This window comes from Acinetobacter sp. WC-141 (assembly GCF_000313935.1).
In the GTDB taxonomy this organism is placed as follows: Bacteria; Pseudomonadota; Gammaproteobacteria; order Pseudomonadales; family Moraxellaceae; genus Acinetobacter.
Window position 1 is genome coordinate 171,262 of the sequence record NZ_AMSS01000043.1, and the last position, 21,819, is coordinate 193,080.

A 21,819-nucleotide genomic window follows, 5' to 3' on the forward strand; every position below is an offset into this window, starting at 1 on the left:
GATTTTTTATTTCAGGATTTATTAAGCACCTGTTTGATAACTCGCTTCTGGCACACCGGTTGAAGCTTGATACGGATTGGTAAAGTCTTGCAAACCTGCCGCAGCTTCTTGTACGTCTTTGCCTTCTTTTACGACAAAGCTATCAAAACCAGAACGCTTTAAGTAATTTAAAACATCCTTAAACACATCACCCGTTGCACGTAACTCACCTTGGAAACCTTGGCGGCGTAACAGTGCTGCAAATGAGTAGCCTCGACCATCACCAAAACCGGCAAACTCAATAAAAATTGAATCAAGTTCATTTAATGGAAAACTATGATCTTCAGGTGAATCATTTACCGTCACATACAAAGCTTTTTTGCCTTGAACGTTAACTAATTGGTCAAGTTGAGCCGTTGTTACCACAACATCACCTTGAGGAACTACACCATCTTCAGCAATGATTTGATAGGTATTATCTGCAATCGTGCCATCTTTATAAAGCACTGGTAGAGCTGTATTAAGCATATGCACGCTCCTTAAATGGTTGAATTCCTACACGGCGATATGTATCAACAAAACGCTCACCTTCCGTACGCAAATCAAGATAAGTATTTAATACTTCCTCAATTACATCAGGCACAGCATCTGCTGCAAATGATGGCCCTAAGATGTCACCGATTGATGCATCATGGTCAGAATTACCACCTAATGTAATTTGGTAGAATTCAGCGCCTTTCTTATCTACACCTAAAATACCGATGTTACCTACGTGGTGATGACCACAAGCATTCATACAACCAGAAATATTTAGATCTAAATGACCAAGATCATAAACTTTATCTAAGTCATCGAAACGACGTGTAATCGCTTCAGCAATTGGAATTGATTTCGCATTTGCAAGTGAACAGAAATCACCACCTGGGCAACTAATGATATCGGTAATAAAACCAATATGTGCACGTGCCATATTTTGCTGTTCAAGCGCTTGCCATACATCGAACAAATCTTTTTGAGGCACATCTGCCAAAGCAATGTTTTGTTCGTGAGTCGTGCGAAGTTCACCGAAAGTATATTTATCAGCAAGATCTGCAATAAAGTTCATTTCTTCAGTGGTCATATCGCCTGGTGCGATACCTGCACGTTTTAGAGAAATCGTAACAATACGATAGCCCTTCACTTTATGCGCATGCGTGTTGATATTGAACCACTGTTTGAATTTTGGATGCTCAGCAAATAAAGCTGTAAAGTCTTCATCTGCCAAATCTTGATAATCAAATGGAGTGAACTCTTCATCTAGTTTTTTCAAGATTTCTGGCTGAATTTTCAATGCTTCACGTGTATGTTCAAATTCAGCTTCAACTTTCTGTGCAAACACTTCAGGAGTTAACGCTTTAACTAGAATTTTAATACGCGCTTTATATTTGTTATCACGACGGCCATGCAAGTTATAAACACGTAGAACCGCTTCTAAGTAAGCAATTAAATCTTCACGCGGTAAAAACTCACGAATAACGCTACCGATGATTGGGGTACGGCCTAAACCACCACCAGCCATAATTTTATAGCCGATTTCACCCGCTTCATTACGCACAATATAAACACCAATATCGTGGAATGCAGTTGCTGCACGATCTTTTTCTTCAAGTGCAGAAACAGCAATTTTGAACTTACGTGGCAAGAATGCAAATTCAGGGTGGAACGTACTCCACTGACGAATCAATTCACATGTTGGACGTGGGTCTGCAATTTCACCAGCAACTACACCTGCATATTGGTCAGTTGTTGTGTTACGAATACAGTTACCACTGGTTTGAATGGCATGCATTTGTACAGTTGCAAGTTCTGCCAAAATATCTGGCACATCTTCAAGTGCAGGCCAGTTCAGCTGGATGTTTTGACGTGTAGATACGTGTGCATAACCACGGTCATAAGCAGTTGAAACTTCAGCAACTTTACGTAATTGCTTAGAATTCATTAAGCCATACGGCACAGCAATACGCAGCATAGGCGCATAGCGTTGCACATATAAACCATTTTGCAAACGTAACGGACGATATTCATCTTCAGAAAGTTTGCCAGCTAAATAGCGTTCAGTCTGATCACGGAACTGAGCAACTCGTTCATTAACCAGCTGCTGGTCGAAATCGGTATATAAATACATGGCGTATGGCTAGTAGATTCATTATTAAGGCGGATAGCATAGCGAGCTTTCATTCATCAATAAAATGCTTTTTTTGCATATTTAATAACGGTTTTATTGATAAGCTTTAATATAAATCAATATAAAAAAAGCCCGGATAAATCCGAGCTCTTTTTATAGAAGCATTTTATTTGTTATCTGGTAAAGCGTAAGCCACTAAATAGTCGCCCATTTTCGTACCAAATGAACCATGACCACCAGCCATGATCACAACATATTGCTTACCATTGATTTCATAAGTCATTGGTGTTGCTTGTCCACCCGCTGGTAAACGCGCTTCCCAAAGTTTCTTACCATTCGTGACGTTAAACGCACGTAAGTAGTTATCTTGAGTTGCACCAACAAACATGACATTACCGGCAGTAGAAATTGAACCACCTAAACCAGGCACACCAATTTTCACAGCTGGTAACTGGAACAAGTTCGGTAAGCTGTCACGAATTGTACCAATACGTTTTTTCCATACCACTTCATGAGTTTTCAAATCTACGCCAGCTACATATCCCCAAGCTGGTTGTTTACAAGGTAAACCAAGCGGAGATAAGAATGCGCTAATTTCAACACCATAAGGTACGCCGTACATCGGTTGTACGCCCTGTTCAGTTCCCGCACCTTTTGCAGTTTCTGCACGGTTTGGATCGGCAGGAATTAAACGACTAACGAATGGCAATCCAATCGGGTTCATTACAGCAACCTGACGGTCAGGGTTAACTGACATACCGCCCCATTCAAACACACCTAAGTTACCAGGGAAAACTAAAGTACCGTTTTCAGATGGTGGAGTGTAAATACCATCGTAATTTAGACGTTTGAAAGATACACGACACATGAGCTGATCAAGCATAGTGGCACCCCACATATCTTTATCAGTCAATTTGTCTTGTGGTGCCAAGTTCAAGTCAGAGAATGGCTGAGTTTTTGAATAATGCTCGCCTTTAGTTTGTGGACCACGTTTAACTGTTTGTGGAACTGGTTTCTCAGTTACAGGAACAATTGGTTGACCATTACGGCGATCAAGAACAAAGGCATTACCTGTTTTCGTCAATACATAGATTGCAGGAACAGTTTGACCAGCTTTGTTTTTGATATCCGCTAAAGATGGTTGTGATGGTACGTCCATATCCCATAAATCGTGATGGGTTGTCTGGAAGTTCCACACTAATTTACCTGTTGAAGCATTAATCGCTAACATCGAGTTTGCATAACGTTCTTTCAACTCGGTACGGTCGCCACCCCAGATGTCTGGTGTACCTACACCTGTTGGTACATAAACGATATCAAGTTTGGCATCGTATGCTAAAGGTGCCCACGCGTTTGGCGAGTTATGAACAAAAGTAGTTCCTTCACCCGGCATTGCATTTGGATCTGCTGCGCCTGTATCAAATACCCAAAGAAGTTTACCAGTGTTAACGTCGTAGCCGCGAATTACACCAGATGGCTCTTTACTTGAGTAGTTATCGGTTACCGAACCAGCAATAACAACAGTTGAACCAGTCACAATACCAGGAGATGTTGGGTTGTAACCACCTGGGTAAGCGTATGGCATAAACTCTTGCAAGTTCACTTCACCATTTTGACCAAAGTCAGTACATGCTTTACCAGTGTCAGCATTCACAGCCACTAAACGGCCGTCATTCACTGGAACGAAGACTTTACGCGGACATTGTGTAGAGTTAGATTTCTTGCCTTGAAGACTCGTTGCAAACTCAGTTGTATTGTTTGCATCGTAGTACATCACACCACGACAAGTTAAATGCTGGAACGATTTATCCGTTTTAAGCTTCGGATCAAAACGCCATTTTTCTTTACCTGTCGCAGGATCAATCGAAATTAATTGTTGATGAGCTGTACAGATAAACATGTTATTACCGATTTTAATCGGTGTAACCTGATTAGTTGTTTCGCCAGAGTCATTACCCGTTTTAAGATCGCCAGTACGTAAAGTCCAAGCAACTTTCAAATCTTTTACGTTTTGATCATTGATCTGTTTCAACGGAGAGTAACGTACACCTGCCTGAGTACGACCATAGGCTGGCCAGTCACTCTCTGCAACACCAGGTACAGCCTGAGCTGTTTCTGGTTGAGGTGTCTTGATTTCACCATTAATTTCTTGCGGATCGTTGAAAATGGAATAGACCATCAACAAGATTGCAATTGCTAGAGTAGAAGATAAGGCAACTTTACTTGATCCAAGGTTGTTGATTCCACGAGTCACAGCTGGAATCAATAACCATAAACCAAGAATACCTAAAATATCTAAACGAGGTGCAAGTGCCCAGAAGTCAGTTCCAACTTCCCAGACGCCCCAAATAATAGTACCTAGCATCAAAGCGGCATATACCCATAGGGCCGTAGATGCGCGCTTATAGAGTTGCCATGCAACAATAAGGAGTAATACACCAGCAATAATATAGTAAATTGAACCGCCTAATGTAGCGAGCCAAATACCTCCAATTAACAGGAATAACGCTAATAACCCAATAATAATTACGGTAAAAGTCGTTAAACCTGATCTTGAAGTAGGTTGATTCATAAACCACCTCTTATCAATCATCATTTTTATCGGAAAGATATGCCGAGTTTTTAATTAAAAATCGACATCACCAATACATCTAAAACAAAATTCAGGCATAAAGAAAAAACGGAAGGTCAGGATGCTTCAATCAATGATTTAGTCCTCGACAATCCGTTTTCAGGGTAATTACGCTTAGAATGCAGTTGAGAATTTAATACCGCCTACCCAAGTGTTATCACCATTTTTTAATGCACCAACATGACGAACATATTGCACATTTGGACGGATAGTCAGCCAGTTTGTCGCATGAATACCGTAGTAAAGCTCGGTATTGTATTCAGTGTCATATTCTTTAGTTTGGACATCGTTCCAATCATCGTTGATATGGATACGCGCAACACCTAATGCCAACTCATCTTGAGGACGTTGATTGAGCAAACCTTTATAGACCAAGCCTACATTTTGCATGTTATCAATTTTGTTGGTATCAGAGTCGTGGAACGTCAGGTTCACAAAACCAGTCAACCCACGGTCTGTTTGATCAGCAGGCTGGAATAATTTTTGTTTTGCAGTTACCCATACACCTTGCTTATGAGATGTTTGAGCCTTATTTGTAATTTCTTCGGCATCAGCAGTGCTGTAGTAATAACCTAAACGGTATTCACCAGCCATGCTTTGAGCGCCTAGTTTAGGTGACCACACCACTTCGGCAGGAATAATTGCCCCATGTGAACCATCAGTACTTAGATTAAAACCTTTGCCTCGGTCCAGATTTTCTGGGTTATATTCATATACCCCTACTTGCGTATATAGGTCAGGCTGCAAGTTATATTTAACACGCATTGCCCATTGGCTAACTGGCCAGTTATACCATTGCTCACCCACCCAGTTGCCGACTTGCGAGCCACAAAGTGCCAAGTTCTGGAAATCACAGTCAAAACTATTAAAGTCTTCACCTTCACCAAAACGACCGACTTTAACGTCTAATTTTTGATCCATGAATTTTTTCTTAATCCACAAATCTGTTAAACGCCAAGTTTGCTCACGCCCCCACACTTCTTGTACCGAGCTTAAATGCCCTGCTAAAGCTGGTGAATGTTCAGAAAGCGACTGCCCATCACGATAAGTTAACGTGATTTGAGCTTCGGTATCTTGCCACCCTAAAATTTTATTTAGGTCAAAATGAGTTCCTAATGCCAGTTGCCCCGTATAAGCACTACCATGCGTAGATGTATTTTTTGAATCTAAAATACCGGCATATTCGCCGGTATATCCAAAAGAAAAATCATAACCTTGTGCTTGTAACGCGGTGCGTTGACCGTTCCAATCACCCAACATCCAAGGACTATTTGGGTCAAATGCAGCAGCAGCTTGTGCGTGCTGTATAAAAAGAGTAATTGATAAAACGGATAAACAGGAAGCCATCAAGGATTTATGTGTTTTCATGTTTACATACCTTTTATGTCTTTGTTTATAAAGGGTACGCTAATTTTATGTAAAGAAATTATTCAAAATGTTAATCAATTGATTAATCTAATAATAATCTTAATACACATTGTATAACAAATAGCCTCTGCTCTTTACCACTGTCCTTCACCAAGTTTCTGACCTATAAAGGAATATCTCATTTTTGATCTTGAAAACTTAATTGGACAAGCTAATTGTGGTTCGGTATCGGCTGTATTATTTTGCAAAGGTACATCCACAATCCATCCACGTTGTTGTGCTAAGGGCGAATTTAATGCCTCATTTAGACTTAAGACAGGTTCTACACACACATCAAGATTTGCAAAAATTTCATGCCATTCTTTAAATGTTTTGCTTTTAATTTTTTCTTGAATAGCTTGTTTAACTTCTTGTCGATCTTCGGCATCTAATGAAGCACCTTTTTGTAATAATAGTGGTAAGTCAAGAGCGATTGATAAACCTGACATAAATTGTGGTTCAAGACTACCAATTGAAAGATAACGACCATCTTGCGTCATATAATAATCATAGAAAATGCCACCATTGAGCATGCCATGCTCTGGAGCCTGCTCGACCTGTGCAGCAAGTGTGGCTGAAGCAGCCATACTATTTAAGCTAGCAACACAATCGGTCATGGAAATATCAATATATTGCCCCATTCCACTACGCTCACGTTCAACCACCGCAGCTAAAATAGCGATGACCGCATGAAGGGAACCACCTGCAATATCTGCAACTTGAATACCGAGCGGTGGCGGACCACTGTCTTGTCGGCCGCTATACCCAGCAATACCAGCTAAGGCTAAATAGTTAATGTCATGCCCTGCTCTATCTTTATAGCTTCCAGTTTGACCATAACCTGTAATTGAGCAGTAAATTAAACGCGGGTTAATTTCGGCAAGTGTTGAGTAGTCTAATCCTAAGCGGTGCATGACATCAGGTCGAAACTGCTCTATGACAATATCAAAATCAGAAATCTTGGCTTTAATTAATTCAATACTCGCCGGATCTTTTAAATCGAGAACAATCGACTGTTTGTTTCGATTTAAATAACTATGTGCTGTTGCTTGCCCATTTGCGTATGGCGGCATGATCCGAATTAGATCAGGTCGTGATGGAGATTCGATATGGATAACTTCTGCCCCCATATCGGCTAAGTACATTGTGGCAAAAGGTCCAGGTAAGAGTGTCGAGAAATCGAGAACTTTAAGTCCATTTAATGCTGTCGTCATCGTTTTTTTAACCACTATTATTCATATTTTCTTTTATATTAGTTAAGCAAATATTCTAAAACAATGTCATGTTCAGCCATTTACCTTGATCATTTCGGCAATTTAACATGTAAAAAGTGCTTTTACTCTGTTGTAAATCGCCAATTTATTTTTTTAGACGGTCATTTAGGTCAATTTAAAGTGAACATCAAAGAGACTGAAGGATTCAATATGAGTCGCGATACGATTAGCATCCACTTCGTGAATGCGGCTTTGACAGGCGTAAAGCGCCTTGGCATGGATGTTGAAATGCTCCTTTCACATGTGGGCATTGAAGCGGAATTATTACGTCAACCTAAAGCTCGAATCTCACCAGAACAATACACTCGTTTTATAAAAATGTTGTGGATGGTCACACAGGATGAACACGTTGGATTTGACGTACAACCACGTCGTCTGGGCACTTTTGCCATTATGTGTCAGTTGATTATTCACGCAAAAACATTGGGCCAAGCCCTTGAACTGTCATCTCAATTTTACAAATTATTTGGCGATGAATGGTCTGTCAGCCTAGAACGTGACAAGCATGAAGCACGTCTAGTTCCGCTCATTCCAAAAACTTTAGATCCAGATCATTTCATTACCGAAAGTATGCTTATGATTTGGCACGGTCTAGCATCATGGCTCATTGAACGCCGTTTGCCATTAGAGCGTGTTCATTTTAGCTATCCACGTCCTGCACATGCAGATGAATATGATGCATTATTTTTTGCACCAGTCATGCAGTTTGATGCACCACGTACTGAAATTACCTTTGCGGCTGATTATCTTGACTTACCAATCCGCCAAGATGAAAAAACGCTAGAAGAGTTCTTAAAAGCAGCACCTGCTCAGCTTTTAGTCAAATTCAAAAACACCAACTCGCTGACTTCTCGTATTCGTGAAGTGCTCAAAAGCCAGATTGGTGAAGAAATGCCAACGCTTAATGACGTTGCATCAATGCTGTATTTATCTCCTCAAACCTTACGTCGCCGCTTGGCTGCTGAAGGGAAAAGCTATCAAGGCGTAAAAGATGCTTTGCGTCGAGATGCTGCAATTCACTTATTACTCAACCCTGAATTAACACTTGAAGACGTTGCTCAACAAGTCGGTTTTAGTGAAACCAGTACATTCCACCGTGCATTTAAAAAGTGGACAGGCGTAACCCCAGGTTTATATCGCCAGCTACACGGTTATCACTAATTCTTAAATCTCTTTAGTTTCACATTTAGCCCAAGTTCGACTTGGGCTTTTTTGTATTTCTATTGGCAAAAATCATCACCTGACTGGTGCGCTTATCGTCATTGCACTCGCTATTAAAACCAGTACACTCAAAACACAAATAAATTTTAAGCAATAAAAAAGGAACTGTTATGAGCGAGGCTTATATTATTGATGCCATTCGCACACCACGCGGAAAAGGAAAAAAAGATGGCTCTCTTTACGAAGTAAAACCAATTACCTTACTCACCACTTTATTAAATGAATTACAGCAGCGCCATCAACTCGATACATCTAAAGTTGACGACATTATTTTGGGCTGTGTAACACCAATTGGTGATCAAGGCGGTGACATAGCAAAAACAGCAGCGATTGCAGCGGGTTGGAATGATGATGTTGCTGGGGTACAAATCAATCGTTTTTGTGCTTCAGGTTTAGAAGCAGTCAACATGGCAGCCATGAAAGTTCGCTCAGGCTGGGAAGATTTAGTGGTTGCTGGTGGAGTTGAATCAATGTCACGCATTCCAATGGGTTCCGATGGTGGACCATGGGCGCTAGACCCAGAAACAAACCTTAAATCATCATTTGTTCCGCAAGGTATTGGGGCCGACCTCATTGCAACCCTAGATGGCTATAGCCGAGAAGATGTTGATAATTTCGCTGTAAAGTCACAACAAAAAGCGGCAGCTGCTCAATCAAATGGTTATTTCAATCACTCAGTCGTACCAGTAAAAGATCACGCAGGTGTGGTGATTTTAGATAAAGATGAGTTTATTAAAGGCAATACTACACTCGAAGGTCTAACGAAGCTCAACCCAAGTTTTGAAATGATGGGGCAAATGGGTTTTGATGCAGTTGCTTTACAAAAATATCCGGAAGCACAAAAAATAAATCATGTTCATCACGCAGGTAACTCGTCAGGCATTGTCGATGGTGCTGCTGTTGTTTTATTAGCCTCAGAAAAAGCGGTAAAAGAACAAAATTTAAAACCACGCGCTAAAGTTTTGGCCACTGCACTAGTCGGTACTGACCCGACCATCATGCTAACAGGCCCTGCTCCTGCTGCACGTAAAGCGTTAGAAAAAGCTGGTCTTACGATTGATGATATTGACCTATTTGAAGTCAATGAAGCATTCGCGGCAGTTGTTATGCGTTTTATTAATGAGCTCAACGTCCCTGCTGAAAAAGTCAACGTAAATGGCGGTGCAATTGCTTTAGGCCATCCACTAGGAGCAACAGGTGCCATGATTTTAGGCACATTACTTGATGAGCTTGAACGACAAGACAAAAAGCGCGGTTTAGCGACGCTCTGTGTTGGCGGTGGAATGGGTATTGCCACCATTATTGAACGCGTATAAAAATTAGGGATATAAAAGATGAGTGCAATTCAATACGAAAAAAATGCCGACAATATTGTCATATTAACGCTTGATTCAACTGGTCAATCTGCAAACACCATGAATGCCGAGTTTCGTGACTCGCTCGATGAGGCGACTCAGAAAATTAAAGCAGAAACAGAACTTTCAGGTGTTATTTTCTGCTCAGCTAAAAAAACTTTCTTTGCAGGCGGTGATCTAGATGAGCTGATTCAAGTTCAGCCTGAACACGCGACTGACTTTTTTAATATGGTTGAAAAGCTAAAAGGTCATTTACGTACAATTGAAACGCTAGGAATTCCAGTTGTTGCAGCATTAAATGGCACTGCACTTGGCGGCGGTTGGGAAATCGCATTAAGTTGCCATCACCGTATTGCAATCAATGACGCGAAAAGTAAATTTGGCCTACCAGAAGTCACTTTAGGTTTGTTACCGGGTGGCGGCGGTATTGTGCGCATGGTACGTCTGCTTGGGCTTCAAAATGCATTTCCATTTTTAATGGAAGGCAAACAGTTCGGTGTTGATAAAGCAAAATCTTTAGGCTTAATTCACGATACTGCTGAAAATGAACAAGAGCTTTTAGATAAAGCAATTGCATGGGTAAAAGCGAATCCAAAATCTCAACAACCTTTTGACGTGAAGGGCTATAAAATTCCGGGTGGTGATCCAAAGACTCCGGCAGTTGCACAAGTTCTTGCGATTGCCCCCGCCATGTTAAGAGACAAAACCAAAGGTTGTTACCCTGCCCCTGAAGCAATTATGGCTGCCGCAGTTGAAGGTGCTCAAGTCGATGTCGATACCGCTTTGCGTATTGAATCTCGCTACTTTACTCAGCTTACAACAGGCCAAATCTCTAAAAATATGATCGGCACGTTCTGGCACGGTCTAAATGCAATTAAGTCTGGTGCAAGCCGCCCTGCCGATGTTGCAAAATGGCAAGCGACTAAAGTGGGTGTGTTAGGTGCGGGCATGATGGGTGCGGGCATTGCATATTCAGCCGCAATTAAAGGCATTCCAGTTGTACTGAAAGATGTATCTGTTGAAAATGCGGAGAAAGGTAAAGCTTACTCACAAAAGCTTCTTGATAAACGTGTTTCGCAAGGCCGTATGACCGCAGAAAAACGTGATCAGGTTTTATCACTGATTACGGCTACCGCTTCAGCAGCAGATCTACAAGGCTGTGACTTAATTATTGAAGCGGTATTTGAAAACCAAGAACTCAAAGCTAAAGTCACTCAAGAAGCTGAACAATATTTAGCAGCCAATGGCGTAATGGCATCAAATACATCAACCCTGCCAATTACAGGTTTAGCTCAAGCAAGTAAAGATGATAAAGCTTTTATCGGTCTGCACTTCTTTAGCCCTGTCGACAAAATGCAGTTGGTCGAGATTATTAAAGGTAAAAACACCTCCGCAGAAACACTTGCGAAAGCTTACGACTTTGTACAGCAAATTGGAAAAACACCAATTGTTGTTAATGATAGCCGTGGCTTCTTTACGAGTCGTGTGTTTGGTACGTTCATTCAAGAAGGTATGCGCTTACTTGCCGAAGGTGTTCATCCAGCGCGTATCGAAATGGCAGCGCTTAAAGCAGGTATGCCTGTCGGACCACTCGCTATTCAAGATGAAGTATCTTTAACATTAACCGAACATGTTGCTAGTGAAGCACGCAAAGCATTACAAGCCGAAGGTAAAGATTTACCTAGAACTTCTGTAGATGAAGTGGTTCACACCATGATTCATGAGTTAAACCGTAAAGGTAAGGCGGCTGGTGCAGGTTTCTATGAATATCCAGAGAATGGTAAAAAGCATCTTTGGGAAGGCTTAAACCGCTGGCAAAAAGATCATGACATTTCTGAACAAGACATGATTGATCGCATTCTGTTTGTACAGGCGCTAGATACGTTACGTTGTTATGAAGAAGGCGTATTAGAGTCTGTGATTGATGCCAATGTCGGTTCTATCTTTGGGATTGGTTACGCACCTTGGACGGGTGGAGCAATTCAATTCCTAAATCAGTATGGTACTGATAAAGCACAAAAACGAGCTGAAGAGTTAGCTGCAAAATATGGTGAACGTTTTACACCGCCAGCTTTACTAAAAACCAAAGCAGAGCAGAAACAAAATATTCAATAACTTAGACGTATTGAATATTTAAAAACTGCATAAACCTTGCCCATATAAATATATTTTATTTATATGGGTTTTTCTTTATGACCTTTAAGATTTCAGCCGACTGCCTAAATATGCTATAAATAGACTTCATTTTTGTGCTTCTAAAGCACATTCGAGAAATCCTTATGTCCGATAAAAATTCTTCCGAGTCAGCAATTTTAGGCTGGAAATTTGTTCTGATTGTTGGTGTTTTAAGTGCGATTTTCCTTAGTTTTTTCTATTTAGCGATGAGTAATGAACCTGACTATATGCCAGGAGCACAGCGCAAAGCACAACAAGAGCAGATGCAACAAAAAGCTGGAAACTCTACCGAACAACCAGCTCAACATAGCGATAATATGCCTGAAATGGACATGTCAGAACATCAGCATTCAACTCAGTAAACAGATATTTTTCAAATGACAGATTTTTCCCGTAATGCATTGGTTGTAGAGGGTGGAGGCATGCGTGGTGCCTTTACCAGTGGTGTACTTGACACGTTTTTACAACAACAGTTCAATCCTTTCAATCTATACGTTGGAGTGTCATCTGGCTCAACCAATGTTGCAAACTACTTAGCTGGTCAACAAGGCCGCACTCTAACGTTTTATGTCGATCACTCACTTCGCCCTGAATTTATCGATTACAAGCGCTTCCTTAAAGGCGGTGATTTACTCGATTTAGAATGGATGTGGGAAATTGGTGAAAAAGAGCACCCACTTGATCAACAAAGTCTGTTTGCCAAAAATCCTGATTTTTATATGGTGTTGACGCATGCTAAAACAGGCCATGCTGAATACCTTCGTGCCGGTAAAGATAACCTGTTAAATGCGCTTCGTGCATCTAGCTCAATTCCAGTTTTAACGCGTCATCCGGTCGATATTATGGGTGAACCCTACTTTGATGGTGGCGTTGCAGATGCCCTACCCGTTCGCTGGACGGCTCAGCAAAGTGACGTCAAAAAACTATTGGTTTTACGCACTCGTCCGAAAAATTACTTTAAGGCCAGTAGTCGCGGTGATCAATTCCTCGCGAAATATGCATTTAAACATCATTATGGTTTTGCAAATAGTTTGCGTAGCCGTTGCGCTCGTTATAACGCTTCAGTAGATTTTGTGCGTGGTCAAAACCCAGACCAGCAAATTTTAGAAGTTTGCCCACCGCCACTTAAAAATATGGCTGGCCGTTTAACTACTAACCCGAAAAAGCTTCGTTACAGCTATGAAGTCGGTTTAGAAACAGGTCTACAGGCAATTGAAAGCTGGAATGCAATGAAATAAATTTAAATTGAGATTTCTAAAAAGAAGTCTCAATTTAACTCTAAAACCATATCAATATGTGGAATACCACAATCTTGATAAACTTCACCTTGCACATGAAAACCTAAAGCTTCGTAAAAAGCTGTTACATAGGTTTGTGCTGAAAGCTTTAAATAAGGCAGTTTATGATAACGTGCATAGTCAATAATATGCTGCATTAAAATTTTACCAATACCCTGCTTTCGATAAGGCACTAAAACCGCAACACGCCCTACGCTATGCTGTGGCAACAGACGTGCTGTAGCAATAGGCTGTTCTTTGTCATAAACAATAAAATGCAAAACTGTGGCATCCAAATCGTCCCATTCATCTTCAGGCGCAATCCCCTGTTCTTGAATAAAGACTTGTTCACGGATATATTTCGCATCTTGCTCAAGCTGTTCCCAACCACCCGCTATAATTTTATACATCCGATCACCACCCTAGCACTTACAACCAATATTTTCGATCGGCAACTGATCTTGCAATAGTAATTCCAACGTTTGTTTTTTAATACCGTACATTTCTTTCAATGCTTGAATTTGAGCCATAATTTTCGCATCAGGTTCAGAAACGTTTTTGCGTTTCGTGGCCAAAATCATTTTGTTTTTACTGGTATGTTCAAGCGATACAAACTCAAAAACTTTAGTTTCATAGCCATACGCTTTTAAAAGTAACGCACGTAAAGTATCCGTCAGCATCTCGGCTTGTTGCCCCGCATGAATACCAAATTGCAGCATTGGCTGTAACACTTCAGGACTATGTAATTGTGGGCGTAACTCTTTGTGACAACACGGCGCACACATAATCATCGAAGCGTTTAAACGAATTCCAGTATGAATGGCAAAGTCTGTTGCAATATCACACGCGTGTAAGGCAATCATAACGTCCAGTTTTTCTGGCTGATAACTACGGACGTCACCTTCAAAAAAGTCTAAGTGGTTAAAATGCACTTTGTCCGCAACATTCTGGCAAAACTCAACCAGATTCGGGCGCAATTCAACTCCAGTGATCAATGGTGTTTTTTGCTGCTCTTGCAAATAGTCATATAACGCAAAAGTTAAATAACCTTTACCCGAACCAAAATCTACAATGCGTAGTTCTTGCTGAGATGCATCAATTTGCTCATAAGCGCTCGCAAAAATTTCAATAAATTTATTAATCTGTTTCCATTTACGGGCCATGCTTGGAATAACTTGGCCTTTTTCATCAGTAATACCAAGCTCTTTTAAAAACGCATTGCCCTGCTGTACATAGCGATGCTTTTCACGATCATGTGTCTGAACCGTTTGTGTCGCATTTACCGCCTGCTTTTTACCCATATTCAATAAGGCTTTTTTCTTATTTTTTTTGAGTTGAATTTCTTGAGTAGTCGAAAATAAATTCGCTTGCTTACACTCCATGATTAATTGCTTAATCTGCTGCAAACCTTCTTCAAATGAATAGTTTTTGGTCACATCCTGAGTAGTGTGGTGATATAGCGCGGAAAGCTGTTTTTGACCATGTAACTCTACAACACGGAAAGTGATTTTTTCCAACTGTTCCAACTCCCCCTTGTACTGGCTCAAGATCAAACGCTCAAAAGTTTGTTGATCAAGCATTTGCTTAATTTCATGGAAGAATTGTTGCTCTTGCTCAAAGGAAAAAACCGACACGGATATACCTAAAAATGAAGACTCATATAGAATAGAAGTTTAAAGGGTCTAGGATTAAAAATAAAATAACTTTACGACTGTTTTGTATTTCTATACATTCGTATTTTTAATCAAAAAAATTAAACTTATGAGTAAATCTGTACTGGAAACTTACGATCCTAAAGAGGAATTATTTAACGCCTACAGCCATGGTGCTGGTGTGGTTATGGCAGTTGTTGCTTCTATCTTTTTAATTATGAAGGGATCTTATCTTCCAACTGCTCAGTGGGTTGGTTTATGGGTATACTCATTTAGTCTCATTTTAGTTTTCACTAGCTCTACACTCTATCACTTTGCTCAAACACAAAATCTACGTTACTGGTATAAGAAGCTTGACCATACAGCCATTTATTATTTAATTGCAGGAACATATACCCCTTTCTTAAGCATCGCGATTCCTACTACAAAAGCTCATTATCTGCTAATTGCACTATGGAGCATTGCTGCAATTGGTACACTTTTCAAGTTAGTTTTTATTCATCGCTTTCAAAAAATTTCTTTGCTCGCTTATATTTTAATGGGATGGCTTGCCGTTTTTGTAATGGACGATATGCGCACCTATTTAAGTAAAGATGCATTGATTTTCTTGATCATTGGTGGATTAGCTTATACGGTTGGAGCATTGTTTTACGCGTTAAAAAAGGTAAGATATACCCATGCGATCTGGCACATTTTTGTGCTTTTAGGTGCAGGAGCACATTTCCTTGCTATCTATTGGTACATAGTTTAGTTCATTTTTCACTCTTATTCAGTGATCCTGAAAGAGTCATGGATGATGTTCTTTCACGCTATTCTTTTAGAAAAATACGTCTTTAAAAAGAATAGTAAATCAAAAATAAATTTTAACTGATATAAGGTCTTATATGGAGTCAACCTCTGCGACTGCTGCTCCGGCGGTAGCCACTAATTCGAAAACACGGGTTCTGTTTGCAAGCTTAGTCGGTACAACTATTGAGTTCTTCGACTTTTATATCTATGCAACGGCTGCCGTTATTATTTTTCCTCACCTGTTTTTCCCTGCTAGTAGTGGCAGTGCCGCAGTCTTACAATCTTTAGCAACCTTCGCAATTGCCTTTATTGCCCGCCCCATCGGTGCAGCAATATTCGGACATTTAGGTGACCGTATTGGTCGTAAAGCCACATTGGTTGCAGCTTTACTGACCATGGGTATTTCAACCGTCTGTATTGGTTTACTTCCAACCTATGCACACATCGGGATTTTTGCCCCCTTACTATTGGCCGTATGTCGTTTAGGACAAGGTCTAGGCTTAGGTGGTGAATGGAGTGGAGCCGTATTACTCGCGACCGAAAATGCCCCAGAAGGGAAAAGAGCATGGTATGGCATGTTCCCACAGCTCGGCGCTCCAATTGGTTTTATTTTAGCAACTGGTTCATTTTTATTATTGAGTGCGACTATTCCTGAGCAAGCCTTCATGCAATGGGGCTGGCGTATTCCCTTTATTGCAAGTGCTGTATTAGTGATTGTGGGCTTATATATCCGTTTAAAGCTCCATGAGACGCCAGCATTCCAAAAAGTTTTGGATAAGCAAAAAGAAGTAAATATTCCATTTAAAGAAGTCTTAACCAAACACACAGGCAAACTTATTCTGGGCACAGTTGCCGCAATCTGTACTTTTGTCGTGTTCTATCTTACTACCGTATTTGCCTTAAACTGGGGAACCACAAAGCTTGGCTATGCGCGTGGTGAGTTCTTAGAACTTCAACTCTTTGCCACCCTTTGCTTTGCTGCATTCATACCTTTATCAGCTATTTTTGCAGAAAAATTTGGCCGTAAAACAACTTCAATTGGCGTCTGTATTGCAGCTGCGATTTTCGGTTTGTTCTTCTCTAGCATGTTAGAGTCTGGAAATACCTTAATCGTATTCCTTTTCTTATGTACTGGCTTGGCAATTATGGGATTGACTTATGGTCCAATTGGTACAGTTCTTTCTGAACTTTTCCCAACTTCAGTGCGTTATACAGGTTCAGCATTAACGTTTAACTTGGCTGGTATTTTTGGTGCGTCATTTGCGCCCCTTATTGCCACTAAGCTTGCTGAAACTTATGGTTTATATGCGGTTGGTTATTATCTTACCGCGGCATCCCTTTTATCACTCATCGCGTTCTTACTCATTCGTGAAACAAAAAATGATGATGTGAATAATCAGATCTAAAAATTAGAAATTCTTATATAAAAAAAGCCGGTTCATGATTGACCGGCTTTTTTTATAAATATATGACTTAATTTATTGATGCTGGATTCGAAGGTGCAATGCTATTCGTTACAGCGGGAGCTGTTAAATTGCTTGCTGCAACAGCAGCTGGTCCGGCAACAGCAGCTTCACCAATGAGTGCCACTTTTGCTTTTTCTTGGCTCTTCGCAGATAAAGCAGGATTAGTTGCCACAATGCGATTAATATTTGCTGAATTTGCTGGAGCAATCGCTGTAGTTTGTAAAATAATTGGGCGATTACCTGTATTACCCAACGTATAGCGAATGCCTGTACGCGGACTAATCACTGTTGTATTTTCTTGCTTCACTACAGCCTGAGCCGAAGTTGGCCCTTTTGCTGCCAGTACTTTATCAACCGTTGTCGTTTGAGGGGCTGAAGTTGCTTCTGCTGCGAAAACAAAACTAGGCACAGCAAGAACAGTTAAAAATAAAGGTTGTAATAATTTTTTCATTGTCTTTCCAACATACACTCTGGATGAGAAGTAAATAGCATTTAATGCTTAAAACTGCAAACATTATTCACAGGCTTACTACAAACATAAAAAAAGCAGAACAATTGTTCTGCTTTTTTTCGTAAGGCAGATTAGATCTTACCGTGACATTGTTTATATTTTAGGCCAGATCCACATGGGCATGGCGCATTGCGACTTTCTGGAACAGGGAAAGCTTGCTGATCATCAGACTCGTTCATGGTTTCTTGAGAAAGTGTAACTTCTCCAGTTAAACCATCTACATCATCATGTTCAAAAGAAAGCTTCATCGATTCAGCTTGCTGCTGCTGTTGAGCTTCCATTTCTGCAAGTTCTTCTGGTGTTGGGATATGTACGCGAGACAGATCAGTCACAACATCAGTTTTAATAATACCCAGCATATTTACAAACAGGTTGAAAGCTTCCTTCTTGTATTCCTGTTCAGGATTCTTTTGCGCATAGCCACGTAAGTGAATACCTTGACGCAAATAATCCATTGCCGCTAAGTGATCTTTCCAATGACGATCAAGAGAGTTTAAAACGAAGTGACGTTCAAGCATTGCTGCTGATTCATCACCCATTTGAGCGCGGCGTTGACGATAGCGCTCAATCACTTCATCACTGATTCGCTCAACTAAACCTTCTTCATCTAGACGGCGATCTTGATCTAACCATTCTTGAATTGGTAACTCAATACCTAAATCAATACGTAAAGCGTTTTCTAAACCTTCAACATCCCACTGGTCATGAATCGACTCTGGCGGAATAAAGTTAGCAATCACGCCTTTCATCACTTCATGATGCATTTCTTCAACGTATTCTTTTAAAGTATTTTCCGCTAACACTTCATCACGTTGTGAATAAATGATCTTACGTTGTTCATTATTCACATCATCGTATTTCAATAAGTTTTTACGAATATCAAAGTTACGCGCTTCAACTTTACGCTGAGCGTTCTCAATTGAACGACTCACCATTTTATGTTCAATCGCTTCGTCTTCTTTTAAACCCATTGCGCGCATCATTCCAACGACACGGTCACCTGCGAAAATACGCATAAGGTCATCTTCAAGAGACAAATAGAAACGAGAAACACCAGGGTCACCCTGACGGCCCGCACGACCACGTAACTGGTTATCAATACGACGTGATTCATGGCGTTCAGAACCAATGATGTGCAAACCACCTGCTTGCAATACATCTTCGTGGTCTTGTTCCCATTGTGCTTTCAGACGTGCTTCATCTTCAGCAGTAGGGTTTTCAAGCTTGGCAAGTTTCGCCTTCCAGTTACCACCCAAGATAATGTCAGTACCACGACCAGCCATGTTCGTTGCAATCGTTACTGCATTCGGGCTACCTGCCTGAGCAATAATGTCAGCTTCACGCTCATGTTGCTTTGCATTCAAAACTTCGTGGTGAATACCAGCCTGCATTAACTTAGAAGATAGAATTTCACTGGCTTCAATGGTTGCTGTACCGATCAGAATCGGAGCAACACCCTGCTGACGAATATTCATAATTTCTTGAATAATCGCATTGTATTTACCGTTACGGTTTAAATAAATTAAATCGTTTTGGTCGTTACGGATCATTGGACGGTGAGTTGGAATAATCACAACGTCAAGGCCATAAATTTCTTTCATTTCCGCAGCTTCAGTATCAGCAGTACCTGTCATACCTGAAAGCTTTTTATATAGACGGAAGTAATTCTGGAATGTTGTGGTCGCTAAAGTCTGGTTTTCAGGTTGAATTTCCAAACCTTCTTTCGCTTCAACTGCTTGATGCAAACCTTCTGACCAACGACGACCTGGCATTGTACGACCAGTATGTTCATCAACAATCACGACTTCACCATCGTGAATAATATAGTGAACATCGCGCTGGAATAAGAAATGTGCACGAATAGCGGCAGATACATGGTGAACAAGGCTTAGATTCGTTGCTGAATATAAGCTTTCACCTTCGGCCAACAACCCCATCTGAATGAGTTCTTGTTCAACAGTTTCATAACCAATTTCGGTCATTTCAACTGAACGCTGCTTTTCGTCAATCCAGAAATGCCCACCATCTACCACTTTTTCTTCTTTTTGCGGATGTAATTTAGGGGGAATTGTATTAATTGCAGCATACAGATGCGAAGAGTCTTCACTTTGACCAGAAATAATTAATGGTGTACGTGCTTCGTCAATCAAGATTGAGTCAACTTCATCGATAATGGCATAGTGCAAGCCACGTTGTTTCTTTTCTGCTAAAGAAAACACCATGTTGTCACGTAAGTAGTCAAAACCGAATTCGTTATTGGTACCATACGTAATATCAGCAAGATAAGCTTCCGCTTTTTCAGACGGGCCTTGCATTGAATAGATCGTACCAATCGATAAACCCAAAAATTCAAATAATGGGCGGTTCAACTCAGCATCACGTTGTGCCAAATAATCGTTCACAGTAATCACATGAACGCCTTCGCCACTTAATGCGTTTAAATAACACGCCAAAGTACCCATCAGGGTTTTACCTTCACCGGTACGCATTTCGGCAATTTTACCTTCATGTAAGGTAATACCACCAATAAGCTGAACGTCATAGTGACGCATGCCCATTACACGCTTGGCTGCTTCACGACAAACTGCAAACGCTTCTGGAAGTAATTTATCTAAACTTTCGCCATTATTATAACGTTGTTTGAATTCTGGAGTTTTTGCAGATAAGTCTGCATCGCTTAAAGCTGATATCGTCGGCTCGAGCGCATTGATTTGCTCAACAATTTTGCGCATGCGTTTGAGTTCGCGCTCATTTTTTGTACCGAAGATACCTCCGATCAGACTTGCCAACATGGATAAACTCTCTAAATCTTGCTTGGTCAAATGAATAAACTTTTTCTCAGTCGTTTATTATGGTGCCAGAAATTTGAAGTACAAGGGGTTTGCACAAAACCCCTAAAAAAAATCTGATAGTTAGACGAATGGTTTTATCATTCCTCTAGTCCCCCGTAATGTGCCTTGCACCTAAAAACGTAACATTAGCGCTCATCTATTACGCATAACTTCCGAGAAATCTAATTTAGCAAATTTACCTTAAAGTTACATTGATTAAGCATATAAAATAGTGAGTTTTAGTCATATATATTTACACTTATATAAAAAGTTCATAATAAAATACAAAAACAATAATTTTAATCATAAAGTAAATGCTGCATATTCATTAGAACACATAACAAATTATGAGCAATTAAGGAACGACCATGACACTACGATTAGGAGACACTGCCCCCGATTTTCAACAAGAATCGAGCGAAGGCACTATTCATTTTTATGATTTTCTAGGAGATAGTTGGGGAATCTTATTTTCACATCCAGCCGACTATACGCCAGTATGTACAACAGAGTTAGGCTACACAGCAAAATTAAAAGATGAATTTGAAAAACGTAATGTTAAAGCGATCGCACTGTCAGTAGATGATGTAGAGTCTCATAAGGGTTGGATCAACGACATTAACGAAACACAAAATACAACTGTAAACTTTCCAATCATTGCAGATAAAGATCGTAAAGTATCTGAGCTATATGATTTCATCCATCCTAACGCCAGTGAAACGCTCACCGTTCGTTCTTTAGTGATTATCGACCCAAATAAAAAAGTTCGTTTAATTATTACCTACCCTGCTTCAACAGGTCGAAATTTTAATGAAGTCTTACGTGTTGTTGACTCATTACAATTAACCGATAAGCATAAAGTCGCTACACCAGCGAACTGGCAACAAGGCGAAGATGTAGTTATTGTGCCTTCACTTAAAGATGAAGAAGAAATTAAACAACGTTTCCCTAAAGGTTATACAGCGGTTAAGCCTTATCTACGCTTAACGCCACAGCCTGAGCAAGATTAAAGCTTTTAAAAAGGCTTTAATTGAAGCGCAAGACAAGCGAAGCGCGTAGGCAAGCATTCGAAAAGTTGGCTACGAG

Annotated in this window: 17 protein-coding genes; 8 read left to right on the top strand and 9 right to left on the bottom strand. The window is 40.4% G+C overall.

Annotated features, from left to right (window positions below):
• Positions 1-21: 21 nt before the first annotated feature.
• The 5 genes from ACINWC141_RS06975 to ACINWC141_RS06995 form a co-directional block, all read right to left on the bottom strand.
• The gene (locus ACINWC141_RS06975) at positions 22-507 is read right to left on the bottom strand and encodes a DUF934 domain-containing protein (protein WP_009389607.1); all 486 of its coding nucleotides are present in this window, start codon (positions 505-507) and stop codon (positions 22-24) included.
• Positions 500-2,143, bottom strand: coding sequence for a nitrite/sulfite reductase (locus ACINWC141_RS06980; RefSeq protein WP_004789205.1), 1,644 nt, complete (start codon positions 2,141-2,143; stop codon positions 500-502). The genes ACINWC141_RS06975 and ACINWC141_RS06980 overlap by 8 nt, the downstream gene beginning before the upstream one ends.
• Positions 2,144-2,309: 166 nt before the next feature.
• Positions 2,310-4,715 carry a glucose/quinate/shikimate family membrane-bound PQQ-dependent dehydrogenase gene (locus tag ACINWC141_RS06985; RefSeq protein ID WP_009389461.1) on the bottom strand — a complete coding sequence of 802 codons (2,406 nt, stop codon included), beginning with the start codon at positions 4,713-4,715 and terminating at the stop codon, positions 2,310-2,312.
• 174 nt (positions 4,716-4,889) lie between these two features.
• On the bottom strand, positions 4,890-6,122 hold the full coding sequence (locus tag ACINWC141_RS06990; protein ID WP_081400057.1) for a carbohydrate porin: 1,233 nt from the start codon (positions 6,120-6,122) through the stop codon (positions 4,890-4,892).
• A 155-nt stretch (positions 6,123-6,277) separates the two neighbouring features.
• Positions 6,278-7,396: a CaiB/BaiF CoA transferase family protein gene (locus ACINWC141_RS06995; protein ID WP_009389304.1), complete on the bottom strand. Its 1,119-nt coding sequence runs from the start codon at positions 7,394-7,396 to the stop codon at positions 6,278-6,280.
• Positions 7,397-7,606: 210 nt separating this feature from the next.
• On the opposite strand from ACINWC141_RS06995, the gene ACINWC141_RS07000 reads away from it, so the two are divergent.
• The 5 genes from ACINWC141_RS07000 to ACINWC141_RS07020 all read left to right on the top strand — a co-directional run bounded on the left by ACINWC141_RS07000 (position 7,607) and on the right by ACINWC141_RS07020 (position 13,445).
• Positions 7,607-8,617, top strand: coding sequence for an AraC family transcriptional regulator (locus tag ACINWC141_RS07000; RefSeq protein ID WP_004789200.1), 1,011 nt, complete (start codon positions 7,607-7,609; stop codon positions 8,615-8,617).
• A 170-nt stretch (positions 8,618-8,787) separates the two neighbouring features.
• A complete protein-coding gene (locus ACINWC141_RS07005) occupies positions 8,788-9,993 on the top strand; it encodes an acetyl-CoA C-acetyltransferase (RefSeq protein ID WP_009389443.1) in 1,206 nt (401 codons plus the stop codon).
• 18 nt (positions 9,994-10,011) lie between these two features.
• Complete coding sequence (locus tag ACINWC141_RS07010) at positions 10,012-12,147, top strand: 3-hydroxyacyl-CoA dehydrogenase NAD-binding domain-containing protein (protein ID WP_009389627.1); 2,136 nt, start codon at positions 10,012-10,014, stop codon at positions 12,145-12,147.
• A 164-nt stretch (positions 12,148-12,311) separates the two neighbouring features.
• The gene (locus ACINWC141_RS07015) at positions 12,312-12,569 is read left to right on the top strand and encodes a hypothetical protein (protein WP_009389397.1); all 258 of its coding nucleotides are present in this window, start codon (positions 12,312-12,314) and stop codon (positions 12,567-12,569) included.
• Positions 12,570-12,584: 15 nt separating this feature from the next.
• Positions 12,585-13,445 (top strand): patatin-like phospholipase family protein, encoded by an 861-nt coding sequence (locus ACINWC141_RS07020; RefSeq protein ID WP_009389412.1) that lies wholly within the window; start codon positions 12,585-12,587, stop codon positions 13,443-13,445.
• Positions 13,446-13,474: 29 nt separating this feature from the next.
• Here ACINWC141_RS07020 and ACINWC141_RS07025 read toward each other — a convergent pair whose 3' ends face one another.
• Together ACINWC141_RS07025 and ACINWC141_RS07030 are read right to left on the bottom strand one after the other, a co-directional pair.
• Complete coding sequence (locus tag ACINWC141_RS07025; protein ID WP_009389242.1) at positions 13,475-13,894, bottom strand: GNAT family N-acetyltransferase; 420 nt, start codon at positions 13,892-13,894, stop codon at positions 13,475-13,477.
• A 12-nt stretch (positions 13,895-13,906) separates the two neighbouring features.
• Complete coding sequence (locus ACINWC141_RS07030) at positions 13,907-15,118, bottom strand: class I SAM-dependent methyltransferase (protein WP_009389663.1); 1,212 nt, start codon at positions 15,116-15,118, stop codon at positions 13,907-13,909.
• 127 nt (positions 15,119-15,245) lie between these two features.
• Between ACINWC141_RS07030 and trhA the strand changes: the two genes are divergently transcribed.
• Positions 15,246-15,887 carry a PAQR family membrane homeostasis protein TrhA gene (trhA, locus tag ACINWC141_RS07035; RefSeq protein WP_009389402.1) on the top strand — a complete coding sequence of 214 codons (642 nt, stop codon included), beginning with the start codon at positions 15,246-15,248 and terminating at the stop codon, positions 15,885-15,887.
• Between the two features lie 133 nt (positions 15,888-16,020).
• A complete protein-coding gene (locus ACINWC141_RS07040) occupies positions 16,021-17,331 on the top strand; it encodes an MFS transporter (protein ID WP_009389556.1) in 1,311 nt (436 codons plus the stop codon).
• Positions 17,332-17,398: 67 nt separating this feature from the next.
• Here the strand turns inward: ACINWC141_RS07040 and ACINWC141_RS07045 are convergent, their stop codons facing one another.
• Both ACINWC141_RS07045 and secA read right to left on the bottom strand, forming a co-directional pair.
• Positions 17,399-17,842, bottom strand: a complete 444-nt coding sequence (locus tag ACINWC141_RS07045; protein WP_009389378.1) for a hypothetical protein — start codon at positions 17,840-17,842, stop codon at positions 17,399-17,401.
• A 131-nt stretch (positions 17,843-17,973) separates the two neighbouring features.
• Complete coding sequence (secA, locus tag ACINWC141_RS07050; protein ID WP_009389430.1) at positions 17,974-20,694, bottom strand: preprotein translocase subunit SecA; 2,721 nt, start codon at positions 20,692-20,694, stop codon at positions 17,974-17,976.
• Positions 20,695-21,101: 407 nt separating this feature from the next.
• Between secA and ACINWC141_RS07055 the strand changes: the two genes are divergently transcribed.
• Positions 21,102-21,743: a peroxiredoxin gene (locus ACINWC141_RS07055; protein WP_009389675.1), complete on the top strand. Its 642-nt coding sequence runs from the start codon at positions 21,102-21,104 to the stop codon at positions 21,741-21,743.
• Positions 21,744-21,819: the final 76 nt, after the last annotated feature.

Coding starts and splice junctions, on each gene's coding strand:
- ACINWC141_RS06975 (WP_009389607.1), bottom strand. CDS start 507: ATGCTTAATACAGCTCTACCAGTGCTTTATAAAGATGGCACGATTGCA.
- ACINWC141_RS06980 (WP_004789205.1), bottom strand. CDS start 2,143: ATGTATTTATATACCGATTTCGACCAGCAGCTGGTTAATGAACGAGTT.
- ACINWC141_RS06985 (WP_009389461.1), bottom strand. CDS start 4,715: ATGAATCAACCTACTTCAAGATCAGGTTTAACGACTTTTACCGTAATT.
- ACINWC141_RS06990 (WP_081400057.1), bottom strand. CDS start 6,122: ATGGCTTCCTGTTTATCCGTTTTATCAATTACTCTTTTTATACAGCAC.
- ACINWC141_RS06995 (WP_009389304.1), bottom strand. CDS start 7,396: ATGACGACAGCATTAAATGGACTTAAAGTTCTCGATTTCTCGACACTC.
- ACINWC141_RS07000 (WP_004789200.1), top strand. CDS start 7,607: ATGAGTCGCGATACGATTAGCATCCACTTCGTGAATGCGGCTTTGACA.
- ACINWC141_RS07005 (WP_009389443.1), top strand. CDS start 8,788: ATGAGCGAGGCTTATATTATTGATGCCATTCGCACACCACGCGGAAAA.
- ACINWC141_RS07010 (WP_009389627.1), top strand. CDS start 10,012: ATGAGTGCAATTCAATACGAAAAAAATGCCGACAATATTGTCATATTA.
- ACINWC141_RS07015 (WP_009389397.1), top strand. CDS start 12,312: ATGTCCGATAAAAATTCTTCCGAGTCAGCAATTTTAGGCTGGAAATTT.
- ACINWC141_RS07020 (WP_009389412.1), top strand. CDS start 12,585: ATGACAGATTTTTCCCGTAATGCATTGGTTGTAGAGGGTGGAGGCATG.
- ACINWC141_RS07025 (WP_009389242.1), bottom strand. CDS start 13,894: ATGTATAAAATTATAGCGGGTGGTTGGGAACAGCTTGAGCAAGATGCG.
- trhA (WP_009389402.1), top strand. CDS start 15,246: ATGAGTAAATCTGTACTGGAAACTTACGATCCTAAAGAGGAATTATTT.
- ACINWC141_RS07040 (WP_009389556.1), top strand. CDS start 16,021: ATGGAGTCAACCTCTGCGACTGCTGCTCCGGCGGTAGCCACTAATTCG.
- ACINWC141_RS07045 (WP_009389378.1), bottom strand. CDS start 17,842: ATGAAAAAATTATTACAACCTTTATTTTTAACTGTTCTTGCTGTGCCT.
- secA (WP_009389430.1), bottom strand. CDS start 20,694: ATGTTGGCAAGTCTGATCGGAGGTATCTTCGGTACAAAAAATGAGCGC.
- ACINWC141_RS07055 (WP_009389675.1), top strand. CDS start 21,102: ATGACACTACGATTAGGAGACACTGCCCCCGATTTTCAACAAGAATCG.